Below are 26,559 nucleotides of genomic sequence, written 5' to 3' on the forward strand. Positions count from 1 at the left end.
TCCTTCTGACCTTCTTTGTGCCTTTGCGCCTTTGCGTGCAACAAATCAGCACGCCCTCGCTCCATGGCATGACGCTCTTGCGGCGCTCAGGTTTTCCGGACGAACACCGTCCCCGCCGAATAGCCCGCGCCGAAGGAACAGATCAGTCCGGTATCCCCCGCCTGCATATCCTCATGGTTCAGGTGGAAGGCGATGATCGAACCCGCGCTCGACGTGTTGCCATAGGTGTCGAGCACGGTCGGGCTTTCGTCTTCGCTCGCCTCGTGCCCCAGCACGCGCTGGGCGATCAGCCGGTTCATGTTGGTGTTCGCCTGGTGCAGCCAAAGGCGCCGCATGTCGGCGCCCTCGAGGCCCAGCAACTCCATCTGTTCGACGATCAGCTTCGCGACCCAGGGCACGACTTCCTTGAACACCTTGCGGCCTTCCTGGACGAACAATTTGTCGGTCTTCGGCCCCGACTGGTCGATGCCGCCGTGGCTGCGGTTGAGGAAGCCGAAATTGTTGCGGATATTGTTCGAGAATTGCGTCTTCAGCCTGGTGCCGAGAATGTCCCAATGCCCGGCGGGGGCGATGGCCTTGTCCTCGACGAGGATCGCGGTGGCGACGTCGCCGAAGATGAAATGGCTGTCGCGGTCGCGCCAGTTCAAATGGCCCGAACAGATTTCGGGGTTCACGACGAGCACGCTTTTCGCATGGCTAGGCGCGGATATAGTCGGCGGCGGTCTGGATGCCGAAGGTCGCCGACGAACAGGCGACGTTCATGTCGAAACCGAAGCCGTCGATGCCCAGCGCGTCCTGAATTTCGACCGCCATCGCGGGGTAGGGGCGCTGCATGTTCGAGGCCGCGCACAGCACCGCGTCGACCTCGCCCGCGTCGCGTCCGGCGCGCGTCAGCGCGTCCTTCGCGGCGGCAACGCCGATTTCGGCGAGGATCGAAATCTCTTCGTTGCTGCGCGCCGCGATGCGCGGCGCCATATGGCGGGGGTCGAGGATGCCCGCCTTGTCGACGACGAAGCGCGATCCGATGCCGCTCGCCTTTTCGATGAATTCGACACTCGATTCAGTGAGTTCGGCAATGTCGCCTTTTGCGATGGCTTCTGCATTTTCCCTATTGTGCAGTGCAACATACTGGTTAAAACTGGCGACAAGTTCTTCGTTGGAGATGCTTTCGGCGGGGGTGAAAAGGCCGGTGGCCGACAGGACCGGCTGTGGTGCGTGCGACATGGTGTCCCTGCGTGTCTTTTGTTTTCGAGGCACGCTGATTAGGCCCGGTCGCGGCGCGGCGCAACGCCCCAGCATTGGCTGAATGCTTCCCGACATCATGGTTAACCCGCCACTAACCATTTGGGTGGCAGACTGTCAGATGCAGGCCTCCGGGGGGATGGCTCCCCGGGCGCCGTGCGGGAGCATGACCATGGCGACGCGTTCGGGACCGGCAGCAGGCGATCTGTCGATTGCGGAAATCAAGGAATTCGCGGGCTTCCCCGCGGCGACGCAGCGGTATATCCGCCGCTCGCTCGACATCGGGCTGGAGCGCGACGACGCGATCGCGCGCTGGTCGCGCGACATGGTCGAGGAAACCGCGATCCGCGTGCAGGCCAAGGTCTATCAGCGCATCGCCGAAATCCGCGCGCACATCCCCGACGACAGCGGACTCGACGCGCTCGAACATTTCATGGCGCCGCTCGTCGCGGTGTCGGCCTTCGACCTGGGCCAGGACCGGCTGCCCGGCTTCGCCTCGTACCGCTTTCTCTATGAACGGCTGCTCGGCGCGCATGCGCGGCCGTGGCTGCCAGGCGCCTTCTGCGCCGCGGCGTCGCTGCCGCACCTGCACCCCGACAAGCGCAAGATCCTGCTGCAGTCGATCAGCGAAGCCGCCGCCACCGCCCCCGGCTGGTCGGCGCGCGAGCCGAGCTTCTACCCCGAATGGGTCGAGAAGATCGACGAGACCAAGCCAAGCAAATTGAGCGGCGTTGGTTTGGGGGGACAGCGGACTTTGCAGGCACGCACTGATCTCCCCTCCCGCCTGAGGGAGGGGAGATAAACGTTCGCCTACGCCCGAAACCACCCCTTCGATTACAGCAGCGCGCGGTACAGCCCAAAGGCGCTGGTCAGGGTCAGCACCACACCGACGAGCGTCAGCATCAGCTTGACCGAGAAACGCTTCGCCATGACCGCGCCCAGCGGCGCGGCGAGCACGCCGCCGATCAGCAGGCCGAGCGTCGCGCCAGCGATATCGGCGAAGCCCAACTGGTAGATGAAGGTCGCCGAGACCGTCAGCGTCAGGAAGAATTCGACGCTGTTCACCGTCCCCACCACCTTGCGCGGCTCCGCGCCCTGGACGAGCAGGTTCGAGGTTACCACCGGCCCCCAGCCGCCGCCGCCCGCGGCATCGAGGAAGCCGCCGACGAGGCCCAGCGGCGCGACCACCGTCGGCTTCTGGACCTTGGGCGGATAGAGAAGGCCGCGCACGAGCAGCCAGACGCCGATCGCGACGAGATAGGCGAGCACGAACGGCTTCACGACATCGGCGTGGAGCGAGGTCAGCACATAGGCACCGAGCACGCCGCCGGTCACGCCGGGAATCAGCAGTTTCCAGAACAGCGGCCATTCGATGTTGCGGTGGATCAGGTGGCTGATCCCCGACACGGCGGTGGTGAAGACCTCGACGACATGGATGCGCGCCGATGCGGTCGCCGGCGGCACCCCCATCACCGCGACGAGGAGGGTGTTGCAGATGACGCCGAACGCCATGCCGAGCGCGCCGTCGACCAGCTGCGCCGCGAAGCCGATCAGGATGAACGGCCAGATCGCCGACAGGTCGAACGCCAATATCTCGTGCATCTAATTTCCCAACCCCATTAGTTGACAACCTGCTGCCGCGATTCCCGGAAATGCGCCAGAACAATTTTTCTCTTGCCGGTGAAGGGAATAGTTTCTGCGCCGCATCGAAGCCCGTCTTTGCCTGGGTCAGTCCGTGAGGTCTTCGGGAAGATATTCGCGGACATAATCGATGAAGGCGCGCAGCTTCGGCATCACCTGCTTGCGGCTGGGGTAATAGAGGAACAGCCCGGAGGTGGAGCTCGCATATTCGGTGAGCACCAGTTCGACCTCGCCGGTCTCGACCATCGCCTTGGCGACCGGTTCGGCGGTCAAGATCATCGCAATGCCGCTGCGCATCGCGACCGTCGCCGCGATCCAGTCGTTGACGATCACCGGCCCGGTGACCGCGACGTCGAATTCGCGGTTTCCCTTCTCGAAGGTCCAGGGCATCAGCGCGCCGCTGACCAGCCGGAAGCGGACGCAGCGATGGTTCCGAAGGTCCTCGGGCGTTTCGGGCCTAGCCGTATTTCGCGAAATAGGCCGGCGTCCCCGCGACGACGAAGCGGAACGGCCCGGTCAGGCGGACCGCGATCACGTCGGCGTCGAGCGACTCGCCCATCCGCACCCCGGCGTCGAACCCCCCGGCGCTGAGGTCCGACAGCGCGTCGTCGGCGAAAATCTCCAGCTCGATTTCGGGATAGGTGTCGCAAAAGCCGGCGATGATCGGTTCGAACATCGGCTGCACCGCGCCGCGCATCAGGTTGATCCGCAGCCGCCCGGCAGGCCGGTTGCCGAGATTGCGCGCGGCTTCATAGGCATCGGCGAGCCCGGCATAGGCGGGCGCCGCGCGTTCGAGGAACATCTCGCCCGCCTGGGTGAGCCCGACGCTGCGCGTCGTGCGCATGAACAGCGGCGATCCGACCCGGGCCTCGAGGCTCTTGATCGTCTGGCTGATCGCCGAGGGCGAGACGCCGAGGTCGGATGCCGCGGCGGAAAAGCTACGACGCTCCGCGACGCGGAGAAAAGCCTCGATCCCGTCGAGGACCCCATGGGGGATTGTTAAATCCTGCTTCAAGGCACTTGCAGATTATAGAGGATTATCTATTTGCGCAACCGCGCCTAAAAAGGTTGCACAACGAAACGAAAGGAACCTCTCCCATGGCCACTCAGCTCTCCAACTTCCGCCGCTTCCCCTCGGCTTTCGCGATCGTCGCCGCGTCGGCGCTCGCCTTCACCGGCCTCGTCGCCACCACCTCGCCTGCCTATGCCCAGTCGGGCAGCGACTATCGCTGCGCCGGCCTCGCCGAGCAGGCTTCGACCGCCGCCAACGGCGCCGACGCCGGCAAGCAGGCGAATGCCAAGCGCTTCGTCTCGACCGGCAAGAAGCTGTGCGAAGCCGGCAACGAACGCGCCGCCGCCAAGCAGTTCCGCGCCGCGCTCAAGCTGGCCGGCGTTGCCGAAGTCCAGGGCGACGCGCAGATGGCGGCCGCCAACTGACAATAGCCTGACGACACCAATCTCCGATCCGTCCTCTCCCTCTCCCCGACGGATCCACTGACTGGGGCGGCACCTGACACAGGGCCGCCCCGATTTGTTTGGGGCGCGTGTCGGGTGGTTTCGGACCTTCGCTCTCCCCTCCCTGCAAGGGAGGGGCTGGGGGTGGGTGGCCGCCGAAGGCGGCGCTCTTCCTTCTTGCTCGCTGCGCTCGCTACCCACCCCTAACCCCTCCCTGAAAGGGAGGGGAATCACTGCAATCCAACCCCTAACCGCCCTTTGCCCCTCGCATCGGTCCCAACAGGGATTGCGCCGCGCCCGCACGCGGCTATGCCCCGGTCTTTCACAACCGGAGATCGCGATGAGCCTGCCACGCACCCTGTTCCTTGCCGCTGCAGCATATCTCGCAGTCCCCGCGGCCGCGCAGGACGAGCCCCCGGCGCAGCAGGTGAGCACCGCCTGGCTCAACCGCCAGATGTCCGCGCTGGCTGAACGCAATGCGCAGACGGGGTGGAATGCGATGGCCAGCGGCCTGCGCTGGCGCCGCGTCGCGGGCACCGGCGCGGGGCCGCGTCCGGGGCCGGCCGATCGCGTCACCGTCCATTATGTCGGCACCTTCGTCGACGGCTCCGAATTCGACAGTTCGGTTGCGCGCGGCGAGCCGCATGGCCTTTCCGCTGAACCGCGTCATCAAGGGCTGGACCGAGGGCGTCCAATATATGGCGGTCGGCGACAAGGTCGAGTTCGCCATTCCCTATTATCTGGCCTATGGCGCGGACGGCAGGGGCCCGATCCCCGGGGGCGCGACCCTGCTTTTCACCGTCGAACTGCTCGGCATCGGGGGAGAAGGATGATGGATTTCTCGCGCCTCGAAACGAGCAGCAAGATCGGCGACGCCTGGGTCTATCCCGCCGCCACGCCGCTCGGCACCGGCCTGCTCGACGTCGATCCCGACGCGGGCCACCGCATCCATTGGGAGGAATATGGCAATCGGGACGGCGAGCCGGTGATGTTCCTCCACGGCGGCCCCGGCGGCGCCTGCGCCCCCGACATGGCGCGCTTTTTCGATCCCGCACGCTACCGCGTGATCCTGTTCGACCAGCGCGGCTGCGGCCAGAGCGAGCCGACGGTCGCCTCGGCGGGCCCCGCCGTCGCGCTGCGCAACAACACCACCGCCGACCTGATCGGCGACATCGAGAAATTGCGCGATGCGCTGAGCATTGCCGGGCCGATGCATGTCTTCGGGGGAAGCTGGGGCAGCACGCTCGCCATGGCCTATGCGATCGAGCATCCGGAAAATTGCGCGAGCCTGATCCTGCGCGGCATCTTCCTCGGCGCCGCCGAAGATCTCGACTATCTCTATCAGGGCAATGCCGCGACCTTCCACGAGGCGCCCTATGCGCTGACCGCGCCCGGCGCCTATATCGCCTATCCCGACGAGTGGGCCGAACTGCTCGCGGTGCTGACGCCCGAGGAGCGCGGCGACGTCATGGCGTCGTACAAGCGCATCTTCGACATGGTCCCGGCGACCGAGGCCGAGCGCGAAAAGCAGCTCCACGCCGCGCTGACCTGGTCCTTGTGGGAAGGGGTGATCTCGAACATGATCCCCGAATCGGCAAAGACCGGCAAGTTCGGCGACGCCGATTTCGCGCTCTGCTTCGCGCAGATCGAGGCGCATTATTTCGCGAACAACCTGTTCATCGAACCGGGGCACCTGCTCGGCAACGCCGATATCCTCGCGACCATCCCGGTGCATATCGTCCACGGCCGCTTCGATCAGGTCTGTCCGCTGACGCAGGCGTCGCGGCTGGTCGCGGCGTTGCGCGGCGCGGGGGCCGAACCCGCGACCTATGTCATCACCAACGCCGGGCATAGCGCGATGGAGCGCGAAAATGCGCTGGCGCTGACCGCGATCATGGACGGGCTGCCCAAGCTCGCGACCTGATGACGGTCCGTTATCACCGCGCCGGCATCGCCGGGACGGGGCGCGTCGCGCGCGCCATGGCGCTCGCGCTGGCGCCGCGTTCGGCGAAACCCGTGCTGGTGTGGGGCCGCTCCCCCGATCACGCGCGCGAGGCGGCTGCGATGGCCGGCGGCGCGGTGGCCGGAAACTGCGCCGAACTGGCCGCCCGCTGCGACCTGATCGTCATCGCGGTCGCCGACGACGCGCTGGTGCCGGTCGTCGCCGGTCTTGCCGATGCCCTCGTGCCGGGGACCGAGCCCTTTGTCTGTCATGTCGGCGGCGGCAGCGGCGCGGCCATATTGGCGCCCTTGCACGAGCGCGGCGTGCCGACGGCGGCGGTCCATCCGGCGATGACCTTCACCGGCGAGGCCGCGCAGGAGGTGGAGCGCATGGCCTAGCGCCTATTTCGCGATCACCGCGCCCGACGCCGAAGCGCTGGCGGAGGCGCGCACGCTCGTCGGGCTGCTCGGGGGCGTGGCGGTCGAAATCGCCGAAGGGCATCGCGCCCTCTATCACGCCGCGCTGTCGCACGCCGCCAATCACCTGGTGACGCTGCTCAGCGGCGCGTCGGATGCGCTCCGCGCCGCGGGCGCCGATAAGCCCGGAGCCCTGCTCGCGCCGCTCGTCCGCGCCGCGCTCGAAAACAGTCTGGCGCGCGGATTCGATGCGCTGTCGGGTCCGTTGCTGCGCGGCGATGGGGACATGATCGCCAGGCATCTTGCCGCGCTGGCGCGCGATTGCCCCGGTCTGCTCCCCGCCTATCGCGCGATGGCGCTGGCGACGCTCGATGGCCTGGCGCGCGCGGGCAAGAACCCGCCGCCCGAACTGCGGGCCCTCGTCACCCGCTAACGATCGACACCGCGACGCGTTCGGGAGCAAGGCGCGCGGGCTCGATCGGTCGCATCGCCATCCATCAGATATGGAAAAGACAAGGGAAAATGGTGGACGCACTTTTCTAGGGCTCGAACCTAGGACCCGCTGATCAAGAGGCCGTTCTGTCGCGGTCTATTGGGTAGAGTTTTCCGGTACTTGGCTGCATCCGCGCATGATCAGCTGCTCAATAGATCACGATGAACGACAATGAACAACAACGTGCAACGTCACAAAATCACCTACAGTCGGCGCGCGTCCCAACTGGCTGCTTCGCGCGTCATCTCCGCTATACGCTTTAATATCGTGTGACGCCCGATAGCGGTGCCCATATTTGCTGCGGTTATCCGACTTGGTCGGATGCGTGAGCTTTCCGCGTCAGCCAATTCAGAGCCATTCCAGCGACCTGACCGGAATGAAGGTCCATCATGAGCATGTGGGAGTCGCCGTGAATTCCCACGCCAGAGCAATAAAGTTTGGGGCCTATATACTTAGCTAGCCAAAATTCGCTTGACGGGATCGTCAAATATGGCTAGTTAGGTTTCATGACCAACAAGCCCGAAACCGTCAGCCTCTACCAGTTCTTTCAGCGCTTCCCTGATGAGAACGCCGCTCGCCGCTATTTCGAGCAAAACCGCTGGGCCGGTGAGGTGTCGTGTCCCCATTGCGGCAGCCTGTCGGTCGCTGAGGTCAAGAACCACAAGCCCATGCCCTACCGCTGCCGCGACTGCCGTCAGCATTTCAGCGTCCGCACCGGCACCGTTCTCGCCGAAAGCCGTCTGCCGCTACACAAGTGGCTCATGGCGATCTACATGATGACCACCGCGCGCAAGGGCATCCCTTCGACCCAGATGGCGCGCGAGCTTGGCATTACCCAGAAATCGGCATGGTTTCTCGCGCAGCGCATCCGCGAAACTTGGCTTGCCAAATCGGACGACGACATGGGCGATCATGTGCAGGTCGATGAAACCTTCATCGGCGGCAAGGAGAAGAACAAGCACGCTGCGAAGCGCCTTCACCTTGGCCGTGGCGGCGTCGGTAAGACCGCCGTTGTCGGCATCCGCGACGAGAACGCCCAAGTCCGCGCTACCCCCGTCGCCGACACCACCGGCAAAACCCTCACCAGCTATGTGCAAGCCAATGTGCCGGAAGGCGCCAGCGTCGTAACTGACGAGTTTTCGGCCTACCGTGGCCTCACCGGCAAGGGCTACATTCACCACACCGTCAATCACTCGGCTGGCGAATATGTCCGTCACTACTGCATTCATACCAACGGCATCGAAAGCTTCTGGGCGCTCTTAAAGCGCGGCCATTATGGCATCTATCACTTCATGAGTCAGAAGCACCTTCACCGCTACGTCAACGAGTTTGCCTTCCGCCAAAATACGCGCGAAGCTGGCACCATGGGCTTCATCGACCAGACCATTGGCCGCATGATCGGCAAGCGCCTCACCTACAAAGGTCTCATCCATGCCTGACGACAAGAAGATTATTGAGCCCATCGACGCCGACTTTGATGCAGTCGCAAAGGCTATGATAACTCCGGCCACCCCTTTTTCTAAGGATAACAATAGGATGAGTGCAGGAACGGCTCTAACTCCGGCCACCCCCCGACAAGGCGTTCTCGACCTTGGCGTTGAGATTGAGCGCGTAGTGGCTGGCGTGGAGATGGGGGTTCTCGAAAACGGGATTCCCTATCTCACGCAGAGAGGTCTCGCGGAAATGTCGGGAGCGGCCCGATCGACTATCCAAGAGTTGACCCAAGAGTGGCAAGACTCGCAGAAATCTGGCGTTTTTTCCTCAAAACGCATCGTGTGGTTCAGGGAATACCTTGCGTCCAAGGGGTACGACGAGCCGCAGATGTTTATCGAAATCCACAAGGACGGCTCGCCTCATTATGCGTACCCCGACGTGGTTTGCATGGCCATCATCGAGTATTTTGCATTTGAGGCTCAGCGGACAAACCCCACGGCACTAGCCAATTTTCGCAACCTTGCGCGGTTTGGCCTGCAAAGCTTCATCTATGAGGCGCTTGGCTATACCCCGCCTGACCGGTGGAAATATCACCATGACCGCATCTCCCTTGTTCATGGCGCGGCCCCAGATGGGTATTTCATTATCTTCAATGAGGTCAGCGGCATGATCGTTGACCTGATCAACGCTGATTTGCCGGTCAACGACAAGACGATTCCGGACATTAGCGTAGGGCGTTGCTGGAGCGATCATTGGAAGGCCCACGGCCTTGAAGCGACTTTCGGAGCGCGGATCGAATATCAGCACAACTACCCTTCTTACTACCCGCAATCCGCCAGTAATCCGCAACCCGCCAAGGCATACCCCAACGAAGCGCTCGCCGAATTTCGGCGCTGGTTCCGGCATGAATATCTGACCACCCGCTTCCCTCGGTACATCCTGACGAAGGCGCACCTGTTGGGCGGTCAGGAACAGGCGAAGCAGATTGGCAGTTTGTATCAGCCAAAAGCGATTGAGGGCTAGCGGCTCGGATTTTGATCGTTCGAGAACAGATAGCGGGCAGCGACATATCCCAAACCGACGACCTGCAAAAACGTCTCCACCGTCACCGCTGTGACGAACCAAGGTGCCGTCTCGAAACTAAGGACGCCCGCGCCAACGAGAACCGTTAGCAGCGCATTGAAAGCTATCAAAACGCTGATCCACACGATAATCGACGTGGACCAGCCCTTTTGCAGGGTGAAAAACTGCTTTCGCCCATCAATCTCGACCCGAACCCGCTCAGCGGCGAGGAAGTCGACGTCCTTTTTCTCGTCGTCTTCGGTGACGCCGTCGATAATTGCGCCCTGTGCCTGAGTTCGGGTCGGCGCGTTCAATTTACAGCCACTTCATCCGATTCAAAATGACTTCCCTCGACACCAGGAACATACGGGAAAGTTCAGATGGGCTGGCAAAATCGACGTATTTTCTCAGCAAATCAAGCGGCACCAACAGCGCAGCAGCGAAGGCGTCTGCCTCCTGCTCTTCCGGCGGCTTGGGTGTCCCGTCATAAGACTGCATGCGTGGGAAAACCTGATAAGCGCCTTCGTCGTCCAGATAATCCTTATGCAGCATGTGGTGCCCAAGCTCATGGGCAATCGTGTATGTCTTTCGGTTGGTATGTAGATCGCGATTAATCACGATACGGCCGTTCATCGGCTCGGAATATCCGGCGACCTGATCGCCAATCTGGCCGTTAAACGTGGCGTAAACAACGTCGATGCCCTCCGCCTGAGCGATGGCCTCAGGGTCGATGGGGGCTTTCGTGATTTTGTATTTCGCCAACAGGTCGCGAGCGGCCCTTTTGGCGCGATCATAGTCAGCGGGCATATCTTTCTCCGTTCCCTATATGGACCCTTTTGAGTCAGGTGGCAAGGGAGGCGCCGGGAGCGCGGCTAGCTAGGTATATAGGCCCCAAAAATAAAATGGCGTCTGAAAGCCGCCGTTACGGGCGAGAAGGATAGTAAAATTTGATGTCGACAATCGCCTATCGCCGGTCCTCGCGAAATGCGAATAGGTCGGCTCAGACATGATCTTTAAGAATAGTGGGCCTGCTGAACGAATGGGGGGGCTGTCTTCTCCTCTTGTATGGTGAAGCTGGTGTTCGGCCTCTGGTCCGCCGGAGAAGCAAGAGCGCTGAACGTACCCGGAAAACGGGACGTGTTGGAGGAGGGATGTATGCAAAAGGTGCAGGCGCGCCCTACGCGTCGCGTGGGAGAATTGAAACGCTTCAATATCTGCCGTCTGGGAGGTGCGGTCGCCAGTATTGCGCTGTCTCCTGTCTTGTTGATAGCCACCCCGGCTTATGCGCAAACCGATCCAGACGATGCTGCGGCGAGTGCGCATACTGCCTCCGATCAGGAAATTATCGTTACGGCGCGCCGGCGCGACGAGGCGGAACAAGATGTGCCAATGTCGATCACCGTCGTCGGACAAAAGGATCTGAACGAACGCGGGGTGCGAACTATCGCTGACCTGCCGTCCGTCGCGCCCGGCCTCACCACCAGCTACCAGGCGGGGCGCCGCGGCGAACTCATCTTCTCGCAGCGCGGTCAAGGACAGGCCTTCGGTGGGAGCGCTCCGGGCGTCGCGACCTATTTCGCCGACGTTCCCGATTTCGGGACGGCGATCTATGACCTGTCGAACGTCGCGGTGCTCAAGGGACCGCAGGGCACGCTGTTCGGCCGCAACACCACCGGCGGTGCGGTGCTGCTGACTCCCGCAGCGCCCGAGGACGAATGGGGCGGCTATCTGGTCGGCCGCCTCGGCGACTATAAGCGGCGCGACGTCGAGTTCGCGGTGACCGGGCTTGAGCCGCCAAAGGCGTCCAGGTCCGCCTCAGCGGCCAATATCTGTCGCGCGATGGCTATGCGATCAACATCTTTGACGGGCGCGACGTGGTGAACGAGAATAAATTCTCGGTCCGCGGCAGCCTGATGATAAACCCCGTCGAGGGTTTCGAGAATTATACGATCTTCCAATATTCGCGGGTGAAGGAACGCGGCAGCGATAACCAGATCGTCTATATCAACACCGATCCGGCGATCGCGAGCCCGTTCAACCCCGCGCTGGCGCCTCCGGGAACTATCGATTTCTCGGTGGAGGGGGCGGCGGCAGTGGCCGATCAGCTCGCGCGGGGGCCGCGGCGGATCAATGTTGACGGCGGCGCGCTGCATTATTCGAAATCGACGGGCGTCATCAACACGACGACGATCGGCGCGACCGACAGCCTGACGCTGAAAAACATCTTCAGCTACCGCAAATATGACGATGGTCAGACCTTCGATTTCGACGGATCGCCGCTACCGATCGCGAACACCTTCAATCCGGTTTTCGGCACGCGCCAGATCACCGAAGAAGCGCAACTGCAATATCAGAAGGGGCCGTTCGAGGCGACAGCGGGCTTCTATTACGAAGATCGCAAGACGCCGCCCTATGTGCAGTTCGACTTCACGACCTTCTGGCCTTATCCGACGGGCGCCTTCGGCCCGTTGCCGCAACAGGGTGTCTATCATGCGATCAGCTATGATGTGTACGCCCGCTCGAAGAGTCGTGCCTTCTATGCCGAGGCGTCCTACACAATCGCCGACGCGTTGGAACTGACACTGGGCATTCGCCGGACGCATGATGATCGTTCGGGTGGCAATTCGACCGCGATCGTCGACAAGGTCACGGGTACCCCCATCACGACTACTGTCGCGTCAGGCGAAGCGACCTTCAACGCCACGACATGGAACGTCAGCGCGGTGTACAAGGCGACCGACGATCTCAATTTCTATGCAACCTATCGCCGCGGCTACAAGGCGGGCGGGGTCAACACGACCTCGACGGGCGGCTTGCTGTTCAAGCCCGAATATGTCGACGATTATGAAGCGGGGATCAAATATAGCGGACTGATCGGCGGCGTCCGGGTCATGGCCAATTTCGACGCCTTCTATGACGATTATACCAATATCCAGCGCAACGTGGTGCTGCCGGGAGCGGTCGTCTCCACCGAAACGCGTAATGCCGCGTCGGCGAAGGTCAAAGGCTTCGATTTCCAGTTCCGCGTGTCGCCTGCCGATATCGTCGATCTGGGTTTCGCGTACAGCTATATCGACGCCGAATATGGCACCTATACCGAGCCGCTCTATGGCGACTTGTCGGACAGCATGTTTCCGCTGACGCCGAAACATCAGTTCAACGTCGACCTCACGCTGCACGCGCCGGTTCCCGACCGGATCGGCGAGATTTCGGCGCGCACCAACCTGTCGTATCAGAGCAAGACCGCCTTTGGCGTGACCAACACGCTGAACGGCAACCCCGCGAACGACCTGGCTGTGCCGACATCGGTCGTTTCCGGGCGTGCGCTGATCAACTTCCGGCTCGACTGGAACCATATCATGCAGTCGAACTTCAGCCTGGGGCTGTTCGTGACCAACCTTACGGACAAGACCTATCCGATCGCGAGTGCGAACCTGCTGAACGGACCCAGCTTCGCATCGACCTATTCTTATGGGCCACCGCGGATGTGGGGCGTCGAGGCGCGCGTCGACTTCTGACAAAAGGGGGTAGGGTACGCGGACACGGTCCGCGTACCGTTTCTTTCGGAGCTTTCAGGACGGCGTCGTGGCGGGTTCGCTGTCGTGCGCGCCGGGCAGGTCTTCATATTGCGATATATAATGCTGCCACGCGGCAGTCGTCGTCGCCAGATCGCGCGTCGTCAGCAGATCGAGCATCAGCCCGCGCAGCGTCGCGATGTACAGTCGGCCATGCACCCGCGCGCCATCGGGCGTCATGCCCATTTGTTCGAAGCGCGCGGAGATCGTCGTCATCCAGTCGCCGACCAGCGTATCGAGGAGCGGGGCGGTGTGCGGCTCGGCCTTGGAGTGCGTGGCCGTACACTTCGACGAACAGCCGCAACGCACCGTCGAGCGCCGGATCGCATGTTCGCTCCCAGCTCAGGCGGAACACCTCCATAGGCGACATTTTGCGTTCGGAGAGCGACTGCGCCCACCGCCGGTTATCGCGCTCGATTTCCTCGACCACCGCGACGAGCAGCCCTTCCTTGGTTCCGAAATGATAGCTGAGCAGCCGGTGGCTGGTACCAAGTTGCTCGGCAAGCTGGCGCAGCGAGAGGTCGGCGATCCCGTTCGCGCGAAGATAGGTGAGCGTGGCGGTGAGCATCCGCTGCCGGGTTTCCGAACGCGGCCCCTGCATCACTTCCGGAAGCTCTGAGGCGGGCTTCAGCCTGCGGCGTCGTGTCGTCTTGCGTTTCTGCCTTTCGGCCATGCCCTGTCCCGCCGCTCCCGTTGCTCATTGCCGCTCGGCAGGATCGCGCCTCACTTGGCATTGGTCAACATGTCGCGCAAATCGCGCTTCAATATCTTGCCGAGCAGGCCGGTCGGCATCGCGTCGATGAAGCGTACTTCACGCGGGCGCTTGAAGGCCGACAATTTGGACTCGCAGATTTCGATGATGGTGGCCTCGAGTTCGCGTTCCGGCGCGGCGGCGACGACGAAGGCGACGGGAACCTCGTCGCGCATCGGGTCGGGCTTGCCGACGACGGCGCATTCGACCACTCCCGGCACTGCTGCGATCACGGTTTCGATCTCGAGCGCGGCGACATTCTCGCCGCCGACCTTCAGCATGTCTTTGGCGCGGCCGGCGAAGAACAGCTCGCCGCCGGGCGCCATGCTGATCTCGTCGCCGGTGTCGAACCAGCCGTCGGCATCGAAGGCTTCGGCGGTGGCATCGGGGTCGTGGAGATATTCGTAAAAGAGCGAGAGGCCCGGAATGCCCCGGACGAACAGCCGCCCGATCTCGCCGGGCCCCGCCTCGCTGCCGTCGTCGCGGCGGATTGAAACCTGATATTCGGGACGCAGCCGGCCCATCGCGCCTTCGGGGCTAGGCAAAGCCCTGTTCGCTGGTGATGCAGGCCGATACCGTCTCGGTCATCCCGTACCAGCCGGTGGTCCGGATGCCCCAGCGCGTCTGCGCGATGCCGATGTCTCCGGCGAAGGCCCAGACGCGGTACCGATGCTGCGGCGGATCGTCGAGCGGCAGCAGCGCGCGGAGCGGGAAGGGCGACATGCTGGCCCAAGTGCAGCCGTGCCGCACCGACAGATCCCAGAAACGGCGCGCCGAAAAGCGCGGCGTCAGCACCGCGGACGCGCCCGCCCACATCGTCGAGAGCATCGAATAGGCGAGCGCGTTGGTGTGAAAGAGCGGGAAATGGACGATCGTGCGATCGTCTTTGCTGAGTTCGAGGACCGAGGCCATCGTGCGCGCCGCCCACAGCGCGTTCGCTTGCGTCCAGACGACCCCCTTCGGCCGCGAGGTGGTGCCCGAGGTGAATTGGATGCTGTTCGGCGCGAGCGGTTCGGCGGCCGCGCGGGCGGGAAGCGCGGCCGGGTCGCCGCGCAGGTCGGCGAGCGGGACGACGCCGTCGCCCGGCACCGACGCGGGGGTGCGGCCCGAATCCGTCGCCGAGCAGGCGATCCAGCGGAAGGGATGGTCGAGCGCAGCGAACAGCGGCAGATATTGTGGTTGGGTGATCGCCGCGACCGCGCCGCTGCGCGCAGCGAAATAGGCAAGTTCGTCTTCGGTCGAATGGGTGTTGGTGGTGACGACCACCGCGCCGAGCCGCGAGCAGGCAAACCAGATGAAGAGGAATTCGGGGCAATTGTCGGTGTGGAGCAGGACGAACTCGCCGGCCTTGACTCCGCGCGCGGCAAGTCCGGCGGCATAGGCGCGCGTTTCCTCGGCAAAGGCGGCATAGGTCCAGGTTTCGGCGGGCGCCTCGAAGGATTCCCAGGTCAGATAGGGCCGCTCACCATGCCGGCGTGCCTGCTCATCGACGAGCCACGGGACGTCGCGGCCAACGAAAGGATGGATTGCGGGCAGCGGCAGGGCGGTCGGGGCGGGCATGGCGATCCTCTCTTACGACAGCTTAGTCGAGTTGGGCGAGCAATTCGCGGCAGAGGCCGAAGAAGATCGGCATCGCCTGCGGGCCGGGGAAGTGATGGACCGCCCCTTCGATCCGTTGCTGTTTAACCTTCACGCCGGCATCGGCGAGGCGCTTCGCATAAAGTTCGCCTTCGTCGCGGACCGGATCGTTCTCGATCGTGATGATGACTGCGGGCGGGAGCCCCGCGAAATCGCCGGCAAGCAATGGCGAGATTTCCGGGTTCTGCCGATCGATCCCCGGCGCATATTGGTCATAGGCCCAGACGAGCTGGCGCTTGGTCAGCACATAGCCGTCGGCGAATTCCTCGATCGACGGACAGGACAGGCTGGCATCGACGAGCGGCGCGAAGAGGAACTGGAAGGCGAGTTGCGGCGAACCGCGCCGATGCGATCGCCCGGCAAGCGCCGCCGCCAGATTGCCGCCGCTGCTTTCTCCCGCGATGCCAACGCGGTTCGGGTCGACGTCGATTTCGGCCGCATGCGCAAAAGTCCATTTCAACGCGGCATCGCCATCGTCGAGCGGCCCCGGATAGCTCGCCTCGGGCGACAAGCGCTGATCGACCGCGACCACGACGCAGCCGACGATCTTGGCGGTCGCGCGGCGCAGCGGGTCCATCTGGTCGAGCGTTGTGCGCGTGAAGGAGCCGCCGCGCGTCCATACCGCCGCGGCGAAGGGACCTTCGCCTTCGGGTGTGTAGATACGCAATGTCAACGGTTGGCCGTCGCCGCCCTCGATGACGACATCCTCGACCTTGCCGATTTCGAGCGGCGGATCGGTGCGCACGAGCTTGGCCGCGGCGTCACGAAATTCCTGAACCGTCGCTTCGGGCGGCTGAGCGATATCCTCCATCGCTTTCAAAAAAGCGGCGGCATCGGGAGAAAGCGGCATGATTCAGACCTCCTCGGTTGCGGGCTCCGTTACGGTATCGCGTTCTTGCCATTGGCGCGGGCGGACCGGCGCGACTGCGCGCGACTTCGCGCGCGCGCCATAGAGAATGTCGCGTCCGGCAGGGGTCATCTCGGCCTCGCTCCACGGCCGGCCGTTGTCGATGGCGATGACGACTTCGCCGACCTCGTCGATTTCGGTCAGTCGCTCCTCGATCCCCATCATGATGCTGCCGATCATCGTGCACCAAGGGGAGGTGGGGCGGAGCGCGATACGCACCGTCCCGTCCGTTTCGATATCGAGCCCGGTGACGAGCCCCATGTCGACGATGCTCATTCCCGCATTGCAGCGAACGCTGCACGGGTCATACACGGTGGCGAGCGCTGCATTGATCCGGTCGCGCACGCTCATGCCGCGAGCCCGATCTTGCCGTCCCTCAGATAGCGGCGCCAGTTCGAATAGGGGGCCTGCTGGCCGGTCTCGCGCTTTTCCTGGGCGAATTCGTCATTCTCCAGCCGCGCGCGCGCCTTGTCTTCGTCGAGCCCGGTAATCCGGGCGAAATTGCCCCCGAGGATCAGCGCCTTGTCCTCGTCGGTGATCTGCGGAATGCCGAAGCGCTCCATCGATTGTTCGCTCAGCTGGAAATCGTGGAACTTTTCAAGGATCGGCTGCGAATGCAGCACCATGTTGCCCGACGAGAAAATGACCTTCTGCGGCCCGCCCCACGCCATGAAGCTCGCCATCATCTCTTCGAAATGCCCCGGCTGCTTCGTCGCGAAGGCCGAGGTGCATTCGAGATTGGCATAGATGTTCGGCATCGCCGCGAGCTGGAGCAGCGTCTCGTCCATGAACGACCAGCCGGCGTGCACGATCTCGAAGGCCAGATCGGGGAAGGCCGCGGCCGCGCCGCCGACGTCGTCGAGCTTGAACGGATTGATCGGCACCGGGCCGAGCGGCGCTGCTTTGTGGATCGCGACGATCTTGATCCCGCGGTCCTGCGCCGCCTGGAACAGCGGATAGGCGAGCTTGTCGTCATCCATCCGCCACGAACGGAACGGGTTGACCTGTGCCGGATAGAGCTTCAGCCCCACCGCCTGCGGCAATTCGTCCATCTGTTCGTCGAATTCGCGCAGGCAGGTGTCGAGACCGAGCGTCGGGTCGAGCCCGACATAGCCGAAAAAGCGCTGCGGCCAGCGGCGGAGCGCCTCGACCGTCTTGTGGCGCGCGCAGAGCCCGTCCTTGAAATAGCTGTTGAGGCGCAGCGTGTGCGTCGCCGCCATATCGACTTCGCTCTCTAGGAAGAGAGTCCGCGCGAGGACCTCGATCGGCCAGTCGGTGCACTGTTCGGCCGCAGAAAGGCCGATGCCGGGCTGCCACAGTTCGTGCAGCCCGCACAGTTGCATCCGCATCGTCTGTGCGAAGCGGTTTTCCTCGGTATTCTCGTCGCTCATATCATAGGCATGGGTGACCGCGTCGATAATCAGATGTTTGTTTGCCATGCGGCTCTCTCCCTTCGGCATCATATCTGCGCCGCCGCAGCTGCCGAGGCGGCGGCGGGCGTTGAGCGGTTTTCAGCGGCGCGGGCGAGCGATCCGCTTAGGGTCCTCAGCACCCATTTCATGAAGCGCCGCATCACCCAGCCGAGACCGGGGACCGGATGAAAGGATGAGGTCCAGACGATGCGGGTGCCGCCGCCGGGCTGCGGCTCGAGCAGCGTCTCGCCGCGATAGTCGCGCATCGGCAGCCCGCTCAGCAGCGTGTAGGCCATCAGGCGGTCGGGGACGATCTCGACGATCTCCTCGCGCACGTCGAGACCCCAGCGCGACGACAGGACGCGGATTTCGCCGACCCCATGCGGTGCATCGAAGCCGGGGCGTTCCATGCGATAGCTGTGGACCTGGCTCCATTCGGGATAGGTCGAGGAATCGGCGAGCAACGCGAACACCGCGGCGGGCGGCGCGGCGCTGTCGCACGCATGCCGGACGGTGATGCGCCGCGCGCTCACAGCGCCGCCTCGTTGGGGACAGGAACGTCCATCAGCATTGCGCCGTAAGGGCGGAAGACTTCGGGACTTGCGGTCACGTGCTGGCACGCGGCGCGCAGGTCGCGGTAGCGCCGCTGCAGCGCCGATCCGTCATAGAGCGGATTGGCGCCGACGAGCGAAAACAGCACGTCCATGATCGTGACGCACTCGGCGTGGACGTGCGAAAGCATCGAGCGAAAGCGGATGCGGTCGCGCGGGGCGAAGACATCGCCGTCCTCCGCCATCGCCCATGAGGCGTTCGCTTCCGTCATCAGGAAGGCGCGCGCGGCGTCGAGACGGGTCGCGGCGGCGCCGACGCTATGCTGGACGAGCGGGTCTTCGCAGGTACGGATCGTCGGATTGAGCACCGGCCGCTTGGTCGGCAACAGTTCGATCACGTCACCCAGCGCGCCGCGCACGATCCCGATGATGACCGCGCAATGGAACGGTCCGAGCGCCATCCATGTCGGCAGGCGGCCGAGGGGCCATGGGCTCCCGGGAAGACCGGTTCCCGCCGCAGGGGCGGCGTGATGCGCGGGCAGGACGGTGTCGATCAAGATGTCGTGGCTCATTGTCGAGCGCAGACCGAGCGCCCGCCATGTGTCGCGGATCTCGACGCGGTCGGGCGGGACCGCGAAGATGCGCGCGTCGGGAAGGCCGTTCGGCAGCATGCGGATTGCATCGCCGTCCTTGACCATCGCCGCGGCGATGAACCAGTCGGCGTCATAGGCACCGCTCGCGAGCGGCCAATGCCCCTTCAGATGCCAACCGTCGGAGGTTTCGACCGCGACGCCGCGCGGGATGAGCGAGGCGCGGGTCAGCACGCCATATTCGGGTGTATGCGCGGTCGCGATGCCGGGCTCGAAACGCGTCCATAGCGCCGCCGATTCGACGCCGATCATCGTACTCCAGCCCGCCGAGCCGTCCAGCGAGGCGAGCGTTTCGATCACAGGCAGCGCATCGGGCAAGCGGAACCCGCCCCCGCCGAACTCGCGCGGCCAAAGCATGCGAAAGACGCCGGTCGCCGCAAGCTTGTCGAACAGCTGCTGCGGCGGCTGGCGCTCCAACTCGGTCTTTTCGCCGGTCGCCGCGAACTCGTCCGACAGCATCCGGATGGCCGCTTCCACGCCCGCAGGCGTGAGGTCGGACAGGTCGCCGGTGCCGAAATCGGTCTTTTGTGCAATCCCCGGCATCATCATTTCCTTGATGTTATTGCCATTCCCGTGACACGAATGTACCATTCGGAAAAAATGATATGCAAGCCATTTTCTTTAAATAAAAAACCTCGATATTTATTAGAGGGATAATGATCTGTTTCGGCGCTGCGGGTGACGCGGAATCCAGCGACTCGCGAGGCTGCACGCGACCGAATTCGAGGGGGAGGATGGGATGAGGATTTTATGCCTGTGTCATGATGCGGCCGGGGCGTCGAAGCGGTCCGAACTGTTCGAAGCGCACACGATCCACAACATCGGCCACTTGCCCGCGTTTTTCCTGACCGGGCCGATCGCCAGCGCTGATGGGTCGAGCGGCGTCGGCGACGATCCGCGGCTGTGCGGATCGGTCTATTGCCTCGACGTGGCGGGACTGGACGAGGTGCGCACGATCATGGAAGCGGACCCGTTCATGCAGGGCGCATGGAATCGGATCGACTATTATGACTGGGGTACCGCCACCGGCGCGTGGGACGATCCGGCCGCGCGGCCGTTCGGTCTCGGCGCGGACTATCGCTGTTATATCGCCTTTTCGGCAGACCCCGCCGGCGAGGCGTTGATGGCCGGACCGGTCGCCCTGCTCGGCTCGACCGGACACGCCGATACGCCGCTCAGGTCGGTCGCGGTCCTCAAGGCGAATGACATGGCGGCGGCCACGGCGCAGGCGCCCGGCGCCGATCGGGTGGTTGCGATGCCGATCGCGATCGGCCGCTGGGTCGGTATTTCATCGGCGATGGAGCTGGCCGATTATAGATCGCGGATCATGTCCTAAGCGGAGACGGCGATGCGCAGCGGCGGCTCGTCGGTGGCACGCTGTGCCGCCCGCCGTTCGCAGATCGCTTCGATACCCTTGCAGCAAAAGGCGACGATATCGCTGGTGACTTCGTGCGCGCTGCGTTCGGCCACGACATTGAGCATCGTGTCGTAGCGATGATCGATGAGTTGCCACGAATAGACCGCCCCGACGACGAAGCTGAAGGCCCAGATCACGTCGTCGCGCGAAAGAGCGGCGCAGCTTGGCACCATCGCGTCGATCCACCGGACCATCGATCGATCGGCAACCTTCACCAGCCGGCTTGACGAAATCATGATGGGCATAGCCTAGATAGCCGCGCAGCAACGCGATTTGCGCCTTGTCGCGATCGCTGTCGCTGCATGCGCGGCGGGCGATCGGATAAGCCAGCGCATGGACGAGCTTTTCGATCCGGTCGTGGCCCGGCGCCTCGGCGACCGCCTGTTCGAGCAGCAGGCTGCGCTCACGATCGATCTCGTCCCAGGCCTGGCGTCCGACCGCCGCGAACAGGTCGGCCTTGGACCCGAAATAATGATGGATCGTGCTGAGCGGCACACCGGCGTCGCGCGCGATGTCGCGCAGCGCAGCGCCTTCAAAACCATATCGCGAAAAGACATGGATCGCGCTGTCCATCAGCGCGTCGATGGTATCGGCTTTCGACATGGCCCCACCTCTCTCCCATGCGCCTCTGGCGCTTTTGTCCTTGGTGCCTTGGGGCGAGGTTAGACCTGTCAGGCCTGGCCGACAATCGCATTCGCGCCGGTTTTGGACGAGCGTCCGGCGTTATCGCTTGCCCGTCCCGGGTCCGGCTGGCCCATTGACGAGGCACGCCGCAAGTGCGGGAGAGAGGAGATTTTCGATGAAACGTTATGTCATGGGCAATCGCGAGGACGGCCTGGCCGACATCCTGTTCGAGGACGAACTGGAGCCGCATTTCGCGGAAAACCGGATACGCGAGCTGTGGCTCAACACCGAAACGCCCGCCGATCAGTCGAACCCGGCCGACCCGGTCGCAGACCAGAAGATGTTCCACGAACCGCCCGACGGGGGCGCCGTATTCCGCCTGCTCGTGTTTCCGCCGAAGCAGGATACGCCCGATATCACGCCCGAGCAGATGGTCGAGATGCACAAGTCGATCCACAGCGTTCATATCCCCAGCATCGAATATCTGCGCACCGCCAAGCATCCCACGATGCACAAGACCGATACGCTCAACTATTTCGTGCTGACCGAGGGTGAAATCTGGTCGCTGTCGGAAGGTAAGGACGTGTTGCTGAAGGCCGACGACGTGATGATCCAGCGTGGCTGCATGCATGGCTGGCGCAACGACAGCGACAAGCGCGCGGTGCTTGCCGCGGTGCTGATCGACTCCGACCCTGCCTGAGCGGGCTTGCCGAAGGGCGGGGCTGCCGACACCGTCGGCCCCGCCCTTCATGTTTCGCCTTTAGGCAATGTGCGGAGCGACGACGCGATTGCGAAGCGTGCCGATCGACTCGACGTCGAGTTCGATGACGTCACCCGGACGGATGATCTGCCCCGTTTCGAAGGCGCAGCCTCCGCCCACTGTGCCCGACCCCAATATCTCGCCGGGATAGAGGGTCGTGCCCGCCGACAGGAAGGCAATCAGATCCTCGAACTTGTAGTGCATCGTCGACGAACTGCCGCGCGAGACCTGCTCGCCGTTGATGCGAACCGTCATCGCGAGCGCGTAAGGATCGGCGATCTCGTCGGCGGTGACGATGCAAGGGCCGAGGCCGTTACAGAAGTCCTTGCCCCGCGCCGGACCTAGATTAGCTCCGCTCGCGCGCATCGCGCGCATCTGCTCATCGCGCGCCGACCAGTCGTTGAAGACCGTGTAGCCGAAGATGTGCGCGCCTGCCGCCTTGGCATCGACGCCGCGGCAGGGGGTGCCGATCACCGCGGCCCATTCCATCTCATAGTCAATGTTCTGCGAATAGGGCGGCCATTCGACATCGGCGTCGGGGCCGACCACCGCCATGCGGTTCGAGATATAATAGACGGGAAAGTCGAAATAAGCCGCGGGGACTTCGAGCATGCCCGACGCCTCGATCTCGGCGCGGGTCGCGTCGGGATCGACCGAAGCCGCTATTATCCGCCCCGCCTGGGCGGCCGCCGCCCCGCGCAGATGGTCGGGGAAGCACAGGCAGTCTCGAATCTGCGTGGGGCGCGGCAGCGGGGCGAGCAGCCGGACGTCGGCTGTCGCGTAAAGCGCAGCGGGGGGCGGATCGGCAATGAGCACCCGCGCCTGATCCCAGCTTTCGGATCCTCCCTCGATCAGCGCCAGCATCGAAGCAAAGGGCGCCGTGTCGGCATGGGCTATTCCGGCGGTGTGTGCCAAGTCGACGACCTGGTGATCGTTATCGATCCACGCGCCGAGCCGTTCCTTGCCCTGCCATTCATAGGTGATCAGCCGCATTGTCCGCATCCTCCTGTTTTGGTTGCGGGCAGGGTGCGGCGGCGCGGCGCGGAGCGTCCAGCCAAATCCTTGGACGGACGTTTTACCTTTCCGCTCGCGGCGCGGCTCAGTCGAATCGCAAGTCGGTGGAACTGCCGACGCGCAGGATCGACATGAGCGCGCGCACCGCCGGTCGCGCTTCCCAGCGCGCGCGGATGGCGCAGCACATCTCCGACCCGGTCGGAAAGAGCAATTTGGCGTCGATCATCACGAAGCGCGACTGGAAGGATTCCGAGTGCTCGGCTGTGTCCGCGACCGCGACGCCGATCGCGTCGGTCGTCGCGACGACGCGTTTGACCATCGGAAAAAAATCGATGACGTGGATATGCTTGCGCCAGTCGATGCCGCGATCCTCGTATAGCGCGCGAATCTGGACGGCATAGGGGCGCGAGGCCGAGGGGCTGACGAAATCATATTTGGCGATGTCGTCGAGCCCGGGATTCTCGATGTCGAGAAGCGGGTGGCCACGGCGCACGAACAAGGCGGTGCGTAGCGCACTGTGGACCGGCTGGCGACGCAAGTCCGGCCAGTCGACAAAGGCGGCCTCGAAGCCGACCGCGATATCGATGCTGCCGTTGCGCAATTTTTCGACCGTCCGTTCGAAAGTTGCGCCGCTGACGTCGAGCCGGATCGCGGGATGCCGTCGTAGCAATTCGGTCAGCGGCTCGATCAGATGGAATTCCATCGAGGCCGGACAAATGCCGATACGCAGCACGCCGGCGATAGGCATCTTCGCGACCTTTGGGACGCTGGAGCAGTTCCTCGGTATCGTCGAGTAGCTTGCGCGCACGCTCGGCGAAATCGCGGCCCTGTTCGGTCAGGATCGCGCCGCGCGAGGTCCGGATGAAGATCGCGTAGCCGATCTGGCGTTCGAGATCGGCGATGCTGCGGGTGATCGCCGACTGGGTTACTCCCGCAATCCCCGCCGCCGCGGTGAAGGATCCCGCTCGCGCGACCGCAACGACATGGCTCAACCTGCTGTCCAGCATTCGCCATGCGTATCATGCATGTGAAGGGACTGCAATGACCACGGATTGTGACTATCCATTCATTCAGCGAATATGTGCGGACCGCAATGAATTGGACGCTAGACGGCGGCCGATGCTTTGTACCCCAAACAAAGTGAGGAGAGGCGAAAGTGGCAGGGCCGCTCGCAGGCTTGCGCATTATCGAATTTGCCGGAATCGGGCCGGGCCCCTTTTGCGCCATGATGCTGGCCGATCATGGCGCGGAGGTCATCCGCGTCGACCGCGCCGGCCGTGAGGCGAGCGGCGAGGATCCAGCGCGCGATATCCTGAATCGGTCGCGCCGCAGCCTTGCGCTCAATCTCAAGGATCCGCGCGGTATCAAGCTGGCTCGCGAGCTGTGCGCGGCCGCCGATGGTGTGATCGAAGGATTCCGGCCCGGCGTGATGGAGCGACTCGGCCTCGGCCCCGATGTGCTGCGCGCTGCCAATCCACGCCTCGTTTACGGCCGGATGACCGGGTGGGGCCAGGATGGCCCCTATGCGCAGGCGGCGGGGCACGACATCAACTACATCGCGATCTCCGGCGCGCTTCATGCCGTCGGCCGCAAGTACGGGCGGCCGGTGCCGCCGCTCAACCTCGTCGGCGATTATGGCGGTGGGGGCATGATGCTGGCTTTCGGAATGGTCGCGGCGCTGCTGCACGCCCAGCGGAACGGCGCGGGGCAGGTCGTCGATGCCGCCATGTCGGATGGGGCCGCCGTGCTGATGACGATGATGTATTCGCTGCGCGCCACCGGGCGCTGGGAGGACGATCGCGAGAGCAATCTGATCGACGGCGGCGCGCATTTCTACGACGCCTATGAAACCTCCGACGGCAAATATATCTCGATCGGTCCGGTCGAGCCGCAATTCTATCGCTTGTTGCTCGACCTGATCGGACTTGCCGACGATCCTGCCTTTTCGAACCAGATGGATCGCAGCGCCTGGCCGGCGCAGAAGGTCCGGATCGCCGAGGTGTTTCGGACCAAGACCCGCGATGAATGGTGCGCCATACTCGAAGGAAGCGATGCGTGTTTCGCGCCGGTTCTCTCGCTCGACGAGGCACCGCGCCATGTTCACAATCGCGCGCGCGGCACCTTCGTCGATGTTAACGGCACCTGGCATCCCGCGCCGGCGCCGCGCTATTCCGATACGCCTTCGTGCCCTCCGCGGCCGCTGGAGCATGGCGCTGCCGTTACCGAGAATGTGCTTGCCGCCATCGGCGTCGCGCCGCCGGCACTCGACGAACTTCGACGCGACGGCATCGTCGCCTGACCGACCAACGACCAAAATTTTCGAGGAGAATGATTATGGGTTCCAACGGACGCGAAACGCTCGTCGCCGGGGTCGGTATGATCCCCTTTACCAAGCCGGGACAGAGCGCATCCTATGACGATATGGGGGCCGAAGCGATCGCGAATGCGCTCGTTGACGCGGGGATCGGTTACGACCTCGTCGAACAGGCCTATGCGGGTTATGTCTTCGGGGCGAGCTGCGCCGGGCAGCGCACCGTCTACAAAGCGGGAATGACGGGAATTCCGGTGGTCAACGTCAACAATAATTGTTCGACTGGTTCCTCGGCCCTTTTCCTTGCCCGGCAGGCGGTCGAAAGCGGCGCGGTCGAATGCGCGCTCGCGGTCGGTTTTGAACAGATGAACCCCGGAGCGATTGCTGCGGTCTTCACCGACCGCGTCAGCCCGTTCGTTGATTTCGATCGCACATGCGACGAACTGGTCGATGTCGAACTGCCGCTCGCGCTGCGCTATTTCGGCGGCGCCGACCAGGCGCACATGGAACGCTATGGTACGACCTTCGCCGATTTCGCGAAGGTGCGCGCCAAGGCGAGCCGCCACGCGTCGAAGAATCCGCTCTCGGTCTTCCGGAACGTGATGACCGAAGAGGAAGTACTGAATTCGCAGGTCATCTGGCCCGGCGTGATGACGCGGCCGATGGCCTGTCCGCCGACCTGCGGCGCAGCGGCGGCGATCCTCTGCTCGGACGAATTCGCGAAGAAGCACGGCATCACGCCGCAGGTTCGCGTCGCCGCGCAGGCGATGACGACCGACCGGCCGGTGGCGCTCGAATCGCGCGACATGATTGAGCTCGTCGGGCGCGATATGGCGGTGCGAGCCTCGCAGCAGGTCTATGAAAAGGCCGGCATCGGCCCCGAGGACATTCGCGTCGTCGAACTGCACGATTGTTTCGCGCACAACGAGGTGATCACTTATGAAAGTCTGGGGCTGTGCCCCGAAGGCGGCGCGCAGAAGTTCATTGCCGACGGCGATAACACTTATGGCGGCCGCGTCGTGACCAATCCGTCGGGCGGCCTGCTGTCGAAGGGGCATCCGCTCGGCGCGACCGGGCTCGCGCAGTGTTTCGAGCTGTCGCACCAGCTCCGCGGCACCGCAGGCGACCGGCAGGTCGAAGGCGTGCGACACGCGCTGCAGCACAATCTGGGGCTCGGCGGCGCGTGCGTCGTTACCCTCTATGAAAAGGTGAACTGAGCAGCCTAGACAGGATGCGACGGGGCGCCAGACCCCACGCATCTGGG

30 protein-coding genes and 5 pseudogenes are annotated in these 26,559 nt (G+C 63.7%); 15 read left to right on the plus strand and 20 right to left on the minus strand.

Annotated elements, in window-relative coordinates:
- Positions 1 to 86: 86 nt before the first annotated feature.
- A pseudogene (locus N0A20_RS19530) lies at positions 87 to 1,224 on the minus strand (beta-ketoacyl-ACP synthase III).
- A 190-nt stretch (positions 1,225 to 1,414) separates the two neighbouring features.
- On the opposite strand from N0A20_RS19530, the gene N0A20_RS19535 reads away from it, so the two are divergent.
- On the plus strand, positions 1,415 to 2,044 hold the full coding sequence (locus N0A20_RS19535) for a hypothetical protein (RefSeq protein ID WP_260581909.1): 630 nt from the start codon (positions 1,415 to 1,417) through the stop codon (positions 2,042 to 2,044).
- Between the two features lie 32 nt (positions 2,045 to 2,076).
- Here N0A20_RS19535 and N0A20_RS19540 read toward each other — a convergent pair whose 3' ends face one another.
- The 3 genes from N0A20_RS19540 to N0A20_RS19550 all read right to left on the minus strand — a co-directional run bounded on the left by N0A20_RS19540 (position 2,077) and on the right by N0A20_RS19550 (position 3,898).
- Entirely contained in the window at positions 2,077 to 2,844 is a 768-nt protein-coding gene (locus N0A20_RS19540) for a sulfite exporter TauE/SafE family protein (protein ID WP_260581910.1), read from the minus strand.
- 126 nt (positions 2,845 to 2,970) lie between these two features.
- Entirely contained in the window at positions 2,971 to 3,360 is a 390-nt protein-coding gene (locus tag N0A20_RS19545) for a LysR substrate-binding domain-containing protein (protein ID WP_312846658.1), read from the minus strand.
- Positions 3,341 to 3,898 carry a LysR family transcriptional regulator gene (locus N0A20_RS19550; RefSeq protein WP_260581911.1) on the minus strand — a complete coding sequence of 186 codons (558 nt, stop codon included), beginning with the start codon at positions 3,896 to 3,898 and terminating at the stop codon, positions 3,341 to 3,343. The genes N0A20_RS19545 and N0A20_RS19550 overlap by 20 nt, the downstream gene beginning before the upstream one ends.
- An 83-nt stretch (positions 3,899 to 3,981) precedes the next feature.
- Between N0A20_RS19550 and N0A20_RS19555 the strand changes: the two genes are divergently transcribed.
- The 8 genes and pseudogenes from N0A20_RS19555 to N0A20_RS19580 all read left to right on the plus strand — a co-directional run bounded on the left by N0A20_RS19555 (position 3,982) and on the right by N0A20_RS19580 (position 9,646).
- The gene (locus N0A20_RS19555; protein WP_260581912.1) at positions 3,982 to 4,320 is read left to right on the plus strand and encodes a hypothetical protein; all 339 of its coding nucleotides are present in this window, start codon (positions 3,982 to 3,984) and stop codon (positions 4,318 to 4,320) included.
- 517 nt (positions 4,321 to 4,837) lie between these two features.
- Positions 4,838 to 4,933, plus strand: a pseudogene (locus N0A20_RS20900) (FKBP-type peptidyl-prolyl cis-trans isomerase); the annotation flags it as partial.
- Positions 4,934 to 4,982: 49 nt separating this feature from the next.
- Positions 4,983 to 5,171 (plus strand): FKBP-type peptidyl-prolyl cis-trans isomerase, encoded by a 189-nt coding sequence (locus tag N0A20_RS19560; protein ID WP_260581913.1) that lies wholly within the window; start codon positions 4,983 to 4,985, stop codon positions 5,169 to 5,171.
- Complete coding sequence (gene pip / locus N0A20_RS19565; RefSeq protein WP_260581915.1) at positions 5,171 to 6,262, plus strand: prolyl aminopeptidase; 1,092 nt, start codon at positions 5,171 to 5,173, stop codon at positions 6,260 to 6,262. Before N0A20_RS19560 ends, pip begins: the two co-directional genes overlap by 1 nt.
- Positions 6,262 to 6,678: an NAD(P)-binding domain-containing protein gene (locus N0A20_RS20350; protein ID WP_312846578.1), complete on the plus strand. Its 417-nt coding sequence runs from the start codon at positions 6,262 to 6,264 to the stop codon at positions 6,676 to 6,678. Before pip ends, N0A20_RS20350 begins: the two co-directional genes overlap by 1 nt.
- Before the next feature lie 64 nt (positions 6,679 to 6,742).
- A complete protein-coding gene (locus tag N0A20_RS20355) occupies positions 6,743 to 7,129 on the plus strand; it encodes a DUF2520 domain-containing protein (RefSeq protein WP_312846659.1) in 387 nt (128 codons plus the stop codon).
- 566 nt (positions 7,130 to 7,695) lie between these two features.
- Positions 7,696 to 8,628, plus strand: coding sequence for an IS1595 family transposase (locus tag N0A20_RS19575; protein WP_260581916.1), 933 nt, complete (start codon positions 7,696 to 7,698; stop codon positions 8,626 to 8,628).
- A complete protein-coding gene (locus tag N0A20_RS19580; protein WP_260581917.1) occupies positions 8,621 to 9,646 on the plus strand; it encodes a hypothetical protein in 1,026 nt (341 codons plus the stop codon). The genes N0A20_RS19575 and N0A20_RS19580 overlap by 8 nt, the downstream gene beginning before the upstream one ends.
- Here the strand turns inward: N0A20_RS19580 and N0A20_RS19585 are convergent.
- Together N0A20_RS19585 and N0A20_RS19590 are read right to left on the minus strand one after the other, a co-directional pair.
- Complete coding sequence (locus N0A20_RS19585) at positions 9,643 to 9,999, minus strand: hypothetical protein (RefSeq protein WP_260581919.1); 357 nt, start codon at positions 9,997 to 9,999, stop codon at positions 9,643 to 9,645. The genes N0A20_RS19580 and N0A20_RS19585 overlap by 4 nt on opposite strands.
- Position 10,000: 1 nt before the next feature.
- Positions 10,001 to 10,492 carry an ImmA/IrrE family metallo-endopeptidase gene (locus N0A20_RS19590; protein WP_260581218.1) on the minus strand — a complete coding sequence of 164 codons (492 nt, stop codon included), beginning with the start codon at positions 10,490 to 10,492 and terminating at the stop codon, positions 10,001 to 10,003.
- 348 nt (positions 10,493 to 10,840) lie between these two features.
- On the opposite strand from N0A20_RS19590, the gene N0A20_RS19595 reads away from it, so the two are divergent.
- Positions 10,841 to 11,566, plus strand: a complete 726-nt coding sequence (locus N0A20_RS19595; protein ID WP_260581920.1) for a TonB-dependent receptor plug domain-containing protein — start codon at positions 10,841 to 10,843, stop codon at positions 11,564 to 11,566.
- A complete protein-coding gene (locus tag N0A20_RS19600; protein WP_260581921.1) occupies positions 11,563 to 13,203 on the plus strand; it encodes a TonB-dependent receptor in 1,641 nt (546 codons plus the stop codon). Before N0A20_RS19595 ends, N0A20_RS19600 begins: the two co-directional genes overlap by 4 nt.
- Positions 13,204 to 13,257: 54 nt before the next feature.
- Here the strand turns inward: N0A20_RS19600 and N0A20_RS19605 are convergent, their stop codons facing one another.
- From N0A20_RS19605 to N0A20_RS19645, 9 genes and pseudogenes are all read right to left on the minus strand, one after another.
- Complete coding sequence (locus N0A20_RS19605) at positions 13,258 to 13,476, minus strand: hypothetical protein (RefSeq protein ID WP_260581922.1); 219 nt, start codon at positions 13,474 to 13,476, stop codon at positions 13,258 to 13,260.
- A gap of 271 nt (positions 13,477 to 13,747) precedes the next feature.
- Positions 13,748 to 13,933, minus strand: a pseudogene (locus tag N0A20_RS20905) (hypothetical protein); the annotation flags it as partial.
- A gap of 50 nt (positions 13,934 to 13,983) precedes the next feature.
- Complete coding sequence (locus N0A20_RS19615; protein ID WP_260581924.1) at positions 13,984 to 14,556, minus strand: AMP-binding enzyme; 573 nt, start codon at positions 14,554 to 14,556, stop codon at positions 13,984 to 13,986.
- Positions 14,549 to 15,571, minus strand: a complete 1,023-nt coding sequence (locus tag N0A20_RS19620) for an AMP-binding protein (RefSeq protein ID WP_260581925.1) — start codon at positions 15,569 to 15,571, stop codon at positions 14,549 to 14,551. Before N0A20_RS19620 ends, N0A20_RS19615 begins: the two co-directional genes overlap by 8 nt.
- Before the next feature lie 22 nt (positions 15,572 to 15,593).
- Positions 15,594 to 16,499, minus strand: a complete 906-nt coding sequence (locus N0A20_RS19625) for an alpha/beta hydrolase (protein WP_260581926.1) — start codon at positions 16,497 to 16,499, stop codon at positions 15,594 to 15,596.
- Positions 16,500 to 16,502: 3 nt separating this feature from the next.
- On the minus strand, positions 16,503 to 16,907 hold the full coding sequence (locus N0A20_RS19630) for a metal-sulfur cluster assembly factor (RefSeq protein ID WP_260581929.1): 405 nt from the start codon (positions 16,905 to 16,907) through the stop codon (positions 16,503 to 16,505).
- Complete coding sequence (locus N0A20_RS19635; protein WP_260581930.1) at positions 16,904 to 17,995, minus strand: amidohydrolase family protein; 1,092 nt, start codon at positions 17,993 to 17,995, stop codon at positions 16,904 to 16,906. Before N0A20_RS19635 ends, N0A20_RS19630 begins: the two co-directional genes overlap by 4 nt.
- 20 nt (positions 17,996 to 18,015) lie before the next feature.
- Positions 18,016 to 18,501, minus strand: coding sequence for an SRPBCC family protein (locus N0A20_RS19640; protein ID WP_260581932.1), 486 nt, complete (start codon positions 18,499 to 18,501; stop codon positions 18,016 to 18,018).
- Entirely contained in the window at positions 18,498 to 19,712 is a 1,215-nt protein-coding gene (locus N0A20_RS19645; protein ID WP_260581933.1) for an acyl-CoA dehydrogenase family protein, read from the minus strand. The genes N0A20_RS19640 and N0A20_RS19645 overlap by 4 nt, the downstream gene beginning before the upstream one ends.
- A 196-nt stretch (positions 19,713 to 19,908) precedes the next feature.
- Between N0A20_RS19645 and N0A20_RS19650 the strand changes: the two genes are divergently transcribed.
- The gene (locus tag N0A20_RS19650; RefSeq protein WP_260581934.1) at positions 19,909 to 20,505 is read left to right on the plus strand and encodes a YciI family protein; all 597 of its coding nucleotides are present in this window, start codon (positions 19,909 to 19,911) and stop codon (positions 20,503 to 20,505) included.
- Here the strand turns inward: N0A20_RS19650 and N0A20_RS19655 are convergent.
- Both N0A20_RS19655 and N0A20_RS20910 read right to left on the minus strand, forming a co-directional pair.
- Positions 20,502 to 20,822, minus strand: a complete 321-nt coding sequence (locus N0A20_RS19655; protein WP_260581936.1) for a hypothetical protein — start codon at positions 20,820 to 20,822, stop codon at positions 20,502 to 20,504. The two genes, N0A20_RS19650 and N0A20_RS19655, sit on opposite strands and share 4 nt — an antisense overlap.
- Positions 20,823 to 21,081: 259 nt before the next feature.
- Positions 21,082 to 21,189: pseudogene (locus N0A20_RS20910) on the minus strand (hypothetical protein); the annotation flags it as partial.
- 196 nt (positions 21,190 to 21,385) lie between these two features.
- On the opposite strand from N0A20_RS20910, the gene N0A20_RS19665 reads away from it, so the two are divergent.
- The gene (locus N0A20_RS19665) at positions 21,386 to 21,910 is read left to right on the plus strand and encodes a cupin domain-containing protein (protein ID WP_260581939.1); all 525 of its coding nucleotides are present in this window, start codon (positions 21,386 to 21,388) and stop codon (positions 21,908 to 21,910) included.
- 60 nt (positions 21,911 to 21,970) lie between these two features.
- Here N0A20_RS19665 and N0A20_RS19670 read toward each other — a convergent pair whose 3' ends face one another.
- The 3 genes and pseudogenes from N0A20_RS19670 to N0A20_RS20915 form a co-directional block, all read right to left on the minus strand.
- Entirely contained in the window at positions 21,971 to 22,963 is a 993-nt protein-coding gene (locus N0A20_RS19670) for a fumarylacetoacetate hydrolase family protein (protein ID WP_260581940.1), read from the minus strand.
- 106 nt (positions 22,964 to 23,069) lie between these two features.
- Entirely contained in the window at positions 23,070 to 23,732 is a 663-nt protein-coding gene (locus N0A20_RS19675) for a substrate-binding domain-containing protein (protein ID WP_260581941.1), read from the minus strand.
- 133 nt (positions 23,733 to 23,865) lie between these two features.
- Positions 23,866 to 23,991 (minus strand): annotated as a pseudogene (locus tag N0A20_RS20915) (LysR family transcriptional regulator); the annotation flags it as partial.
- A gap of 149 nt (positions 23,992 to 24,140) precedes the next feature.
- Here N0A20_RS20915 and N0A20_RS19680 point away from each other — a divergent pair.
- Together N0A20_RS19680 and N0A20_RS19685 are read left to right on the plus strand one after the other, a co-directional pair.
- Positions 24,141 to 25,283: a CaiB/BaiF CoA-transferase family protein gene (locus tag N0A20_RS19680; protein WP_260581942.1), complete on the plus strand. Its 1,143-nt coding sequence runs from the start codon at positions 24,141 to 24,143 to the stop codon at positions 25,281 to 25,283.
- Positions 25,284 to 25,318: 35 nt separating this feature from the next.
- Complete coding sequence (locus tag N0A20_RS19685) at positions 25,319 to 26,512, plus strand: lipid-transfer protein (protein ID WP_260581943.1); 1,194 nt, start codon at positions 25,319 to 25,321, stop codon at positions 26,510 to 26,512.
- Positions 26,513 to 26,559 lie beyond the last annotated feature (47 nt).

Source organism: Sphingopyxis sp. PET50 (assembly GCF_025244705.1).
In the GTDB taxonomy this organism is placed as follows: Bacteria; Pseudomonadota; Alphaproteobacteria; order Sphingomonadales; family Sphingomonadaceae; genus Sphingopyxis.

Coding starts and splice junctions, on each gene's coding strand:
- N0A20_RS19535 (WP_260581909.1), top strand. CDS start 1,415: ATGGCGACGCGTTCGGGACCGGCAGCAGGCGATCTGTCGATTGCGGAA.
- N0A20_RS19540 (WP_260581910.1), bottom strand. CDS start 2,844: ATGCACGAGATATTGGCGTTCGACCTGTCGGCGATCTGGCCGTTCATC.
- N0A20_RS19555 (WP_260581912.1), top strand. CDS start 3,982: ATGGCCACTCAGCTCTCCAACTTCCGCCGCTTCCCCTCGGCTTTCGCG.
- N0A20_RS19560 (WP_260581913.1), top strand. CDS start 4,983: ATGGCCTTTCCGCTGAACCGCGTCATCAAGGGCTGGACCGAGGGCGTC.
- pip (WP_260581915.1), top strand. CDS start 5,171: ATGGATTTCTCGCGCCTCGAAACGAGCAGCAAGATCGGCGACGCCTGG.
- N0A20_RS20350 (WP_312846578.1), top strand. CDS start 6,262: ATGACGGTCCGTTATCACCGCGCCGGCATCGCCGGGACGGGGCGCGTC.
- N0A20_RS19575 (WP_260581916.1), top strand. CDS start 7,696: ATGACCAACAAGCCCGAAACCGTCAGCCTCTACCAGTTCTTTCAGCGC.
- N0A20_RS19580 (WP_260581917.1), top strand. CDS start 8,621: ATGCCTGACGACAAGAAGATTATTGAGCCCATCGACGCCGACTTTGAT.
- N0A20_RS19590 (WP_260581218.1), bottom strand. CDS start 10,492: ATGCCCGCTGACTATGATCGCGCCAAAAGGGCCGCTCGCGACCTGTTG.
- N0A20_RS19595 (WP_260581920.1), top strand. CDS start 10,841: ATGCAAAAGGTGCAGGCGCGCCCTACGCGTCGCGTGGGAGAATTGAAA.
- N0A20_RS19605 (WP_260581922.1), bottom strand. CDS start 13,476: ATGACGACGATCTCCGCGCGCTTCGAACAAATGGGCATGACGCCCGAT.
- N0A20_RS19620 (WP_260581925.1), bottom strand. CDS start 15,571: ATGCCCGCCCCGACCGCCCTGCCGCTGCCCGCAATCCATCCTTTCGTT.
- N0A20_RS19625 (WP_260581926.1), bottom strand. CDS start 16,499: ATGCCGCTTTCTCCCGATGCCGCCGCTTTTTTGAAAGCGATGGAGGAT.
- N0A20_RS19630 (WP_260581929.1), bottom strand. CDS start 16,907: ATGAGCGTGCGCGACCGGATCAATGCAGCGCTCGCCACCGTGTATGAC.
- N0A20_RS19635 (WP_260581930.1), bottom strand. CDS start 17,995: ATGGCAAACAAACATCTGATTATCGACGCGGTCACCCATGCCTATGAT.
- N0A20_RS19645 (WP_260581933.1), bottom strand. CDS start 19,712: ATGCCGGGGATTGCACAAAAGACCGATTTCGGCACCGGCGACCTGTCC.
- N0A20_RS19650 (WP_260581934.1), top strand. CDS start 19,909: ATGAGGATTTTATGCCTGTGTCATGATGCGGCCGGGGCGTCGAAGCGG.
- N0A20_RS19655 (WP_260581936.1), bottom strand. CDS start 20,822: ATGATTTCGTCAAGCCGGCTGGTGAAGGTTGCCGATCGATCGATGGTC.
- N0A20_RS19665 (WP_260581939.1), top strand. CDS start 21,386: ATGAAACGTTATGTCATGGGCAATCGCGAGGACGGCCTGGCCGACATC.
- N0A20_RS19670 (WP_260581940.1), bottom strand. CDS start 22,963: ATGCGGCTGATCACCTATGAATGGCAGGGCAAGGAACGGCTCGGCGCG.
- N0A20_RS19675 (WP_260581941.1), bottom strand. CDS start 23,732: ATGCCTATCGCCGGCGTGCTGCGTATCGGCATTTGTCCGGCCTCGATG.
- N0A20_RS19685 (WP_260581943.1), top strand. CDS start 25,319: ATGGGTTCCAACGGACGCGAAACGCTCGTCGCCGGGGTCGGTATGATC.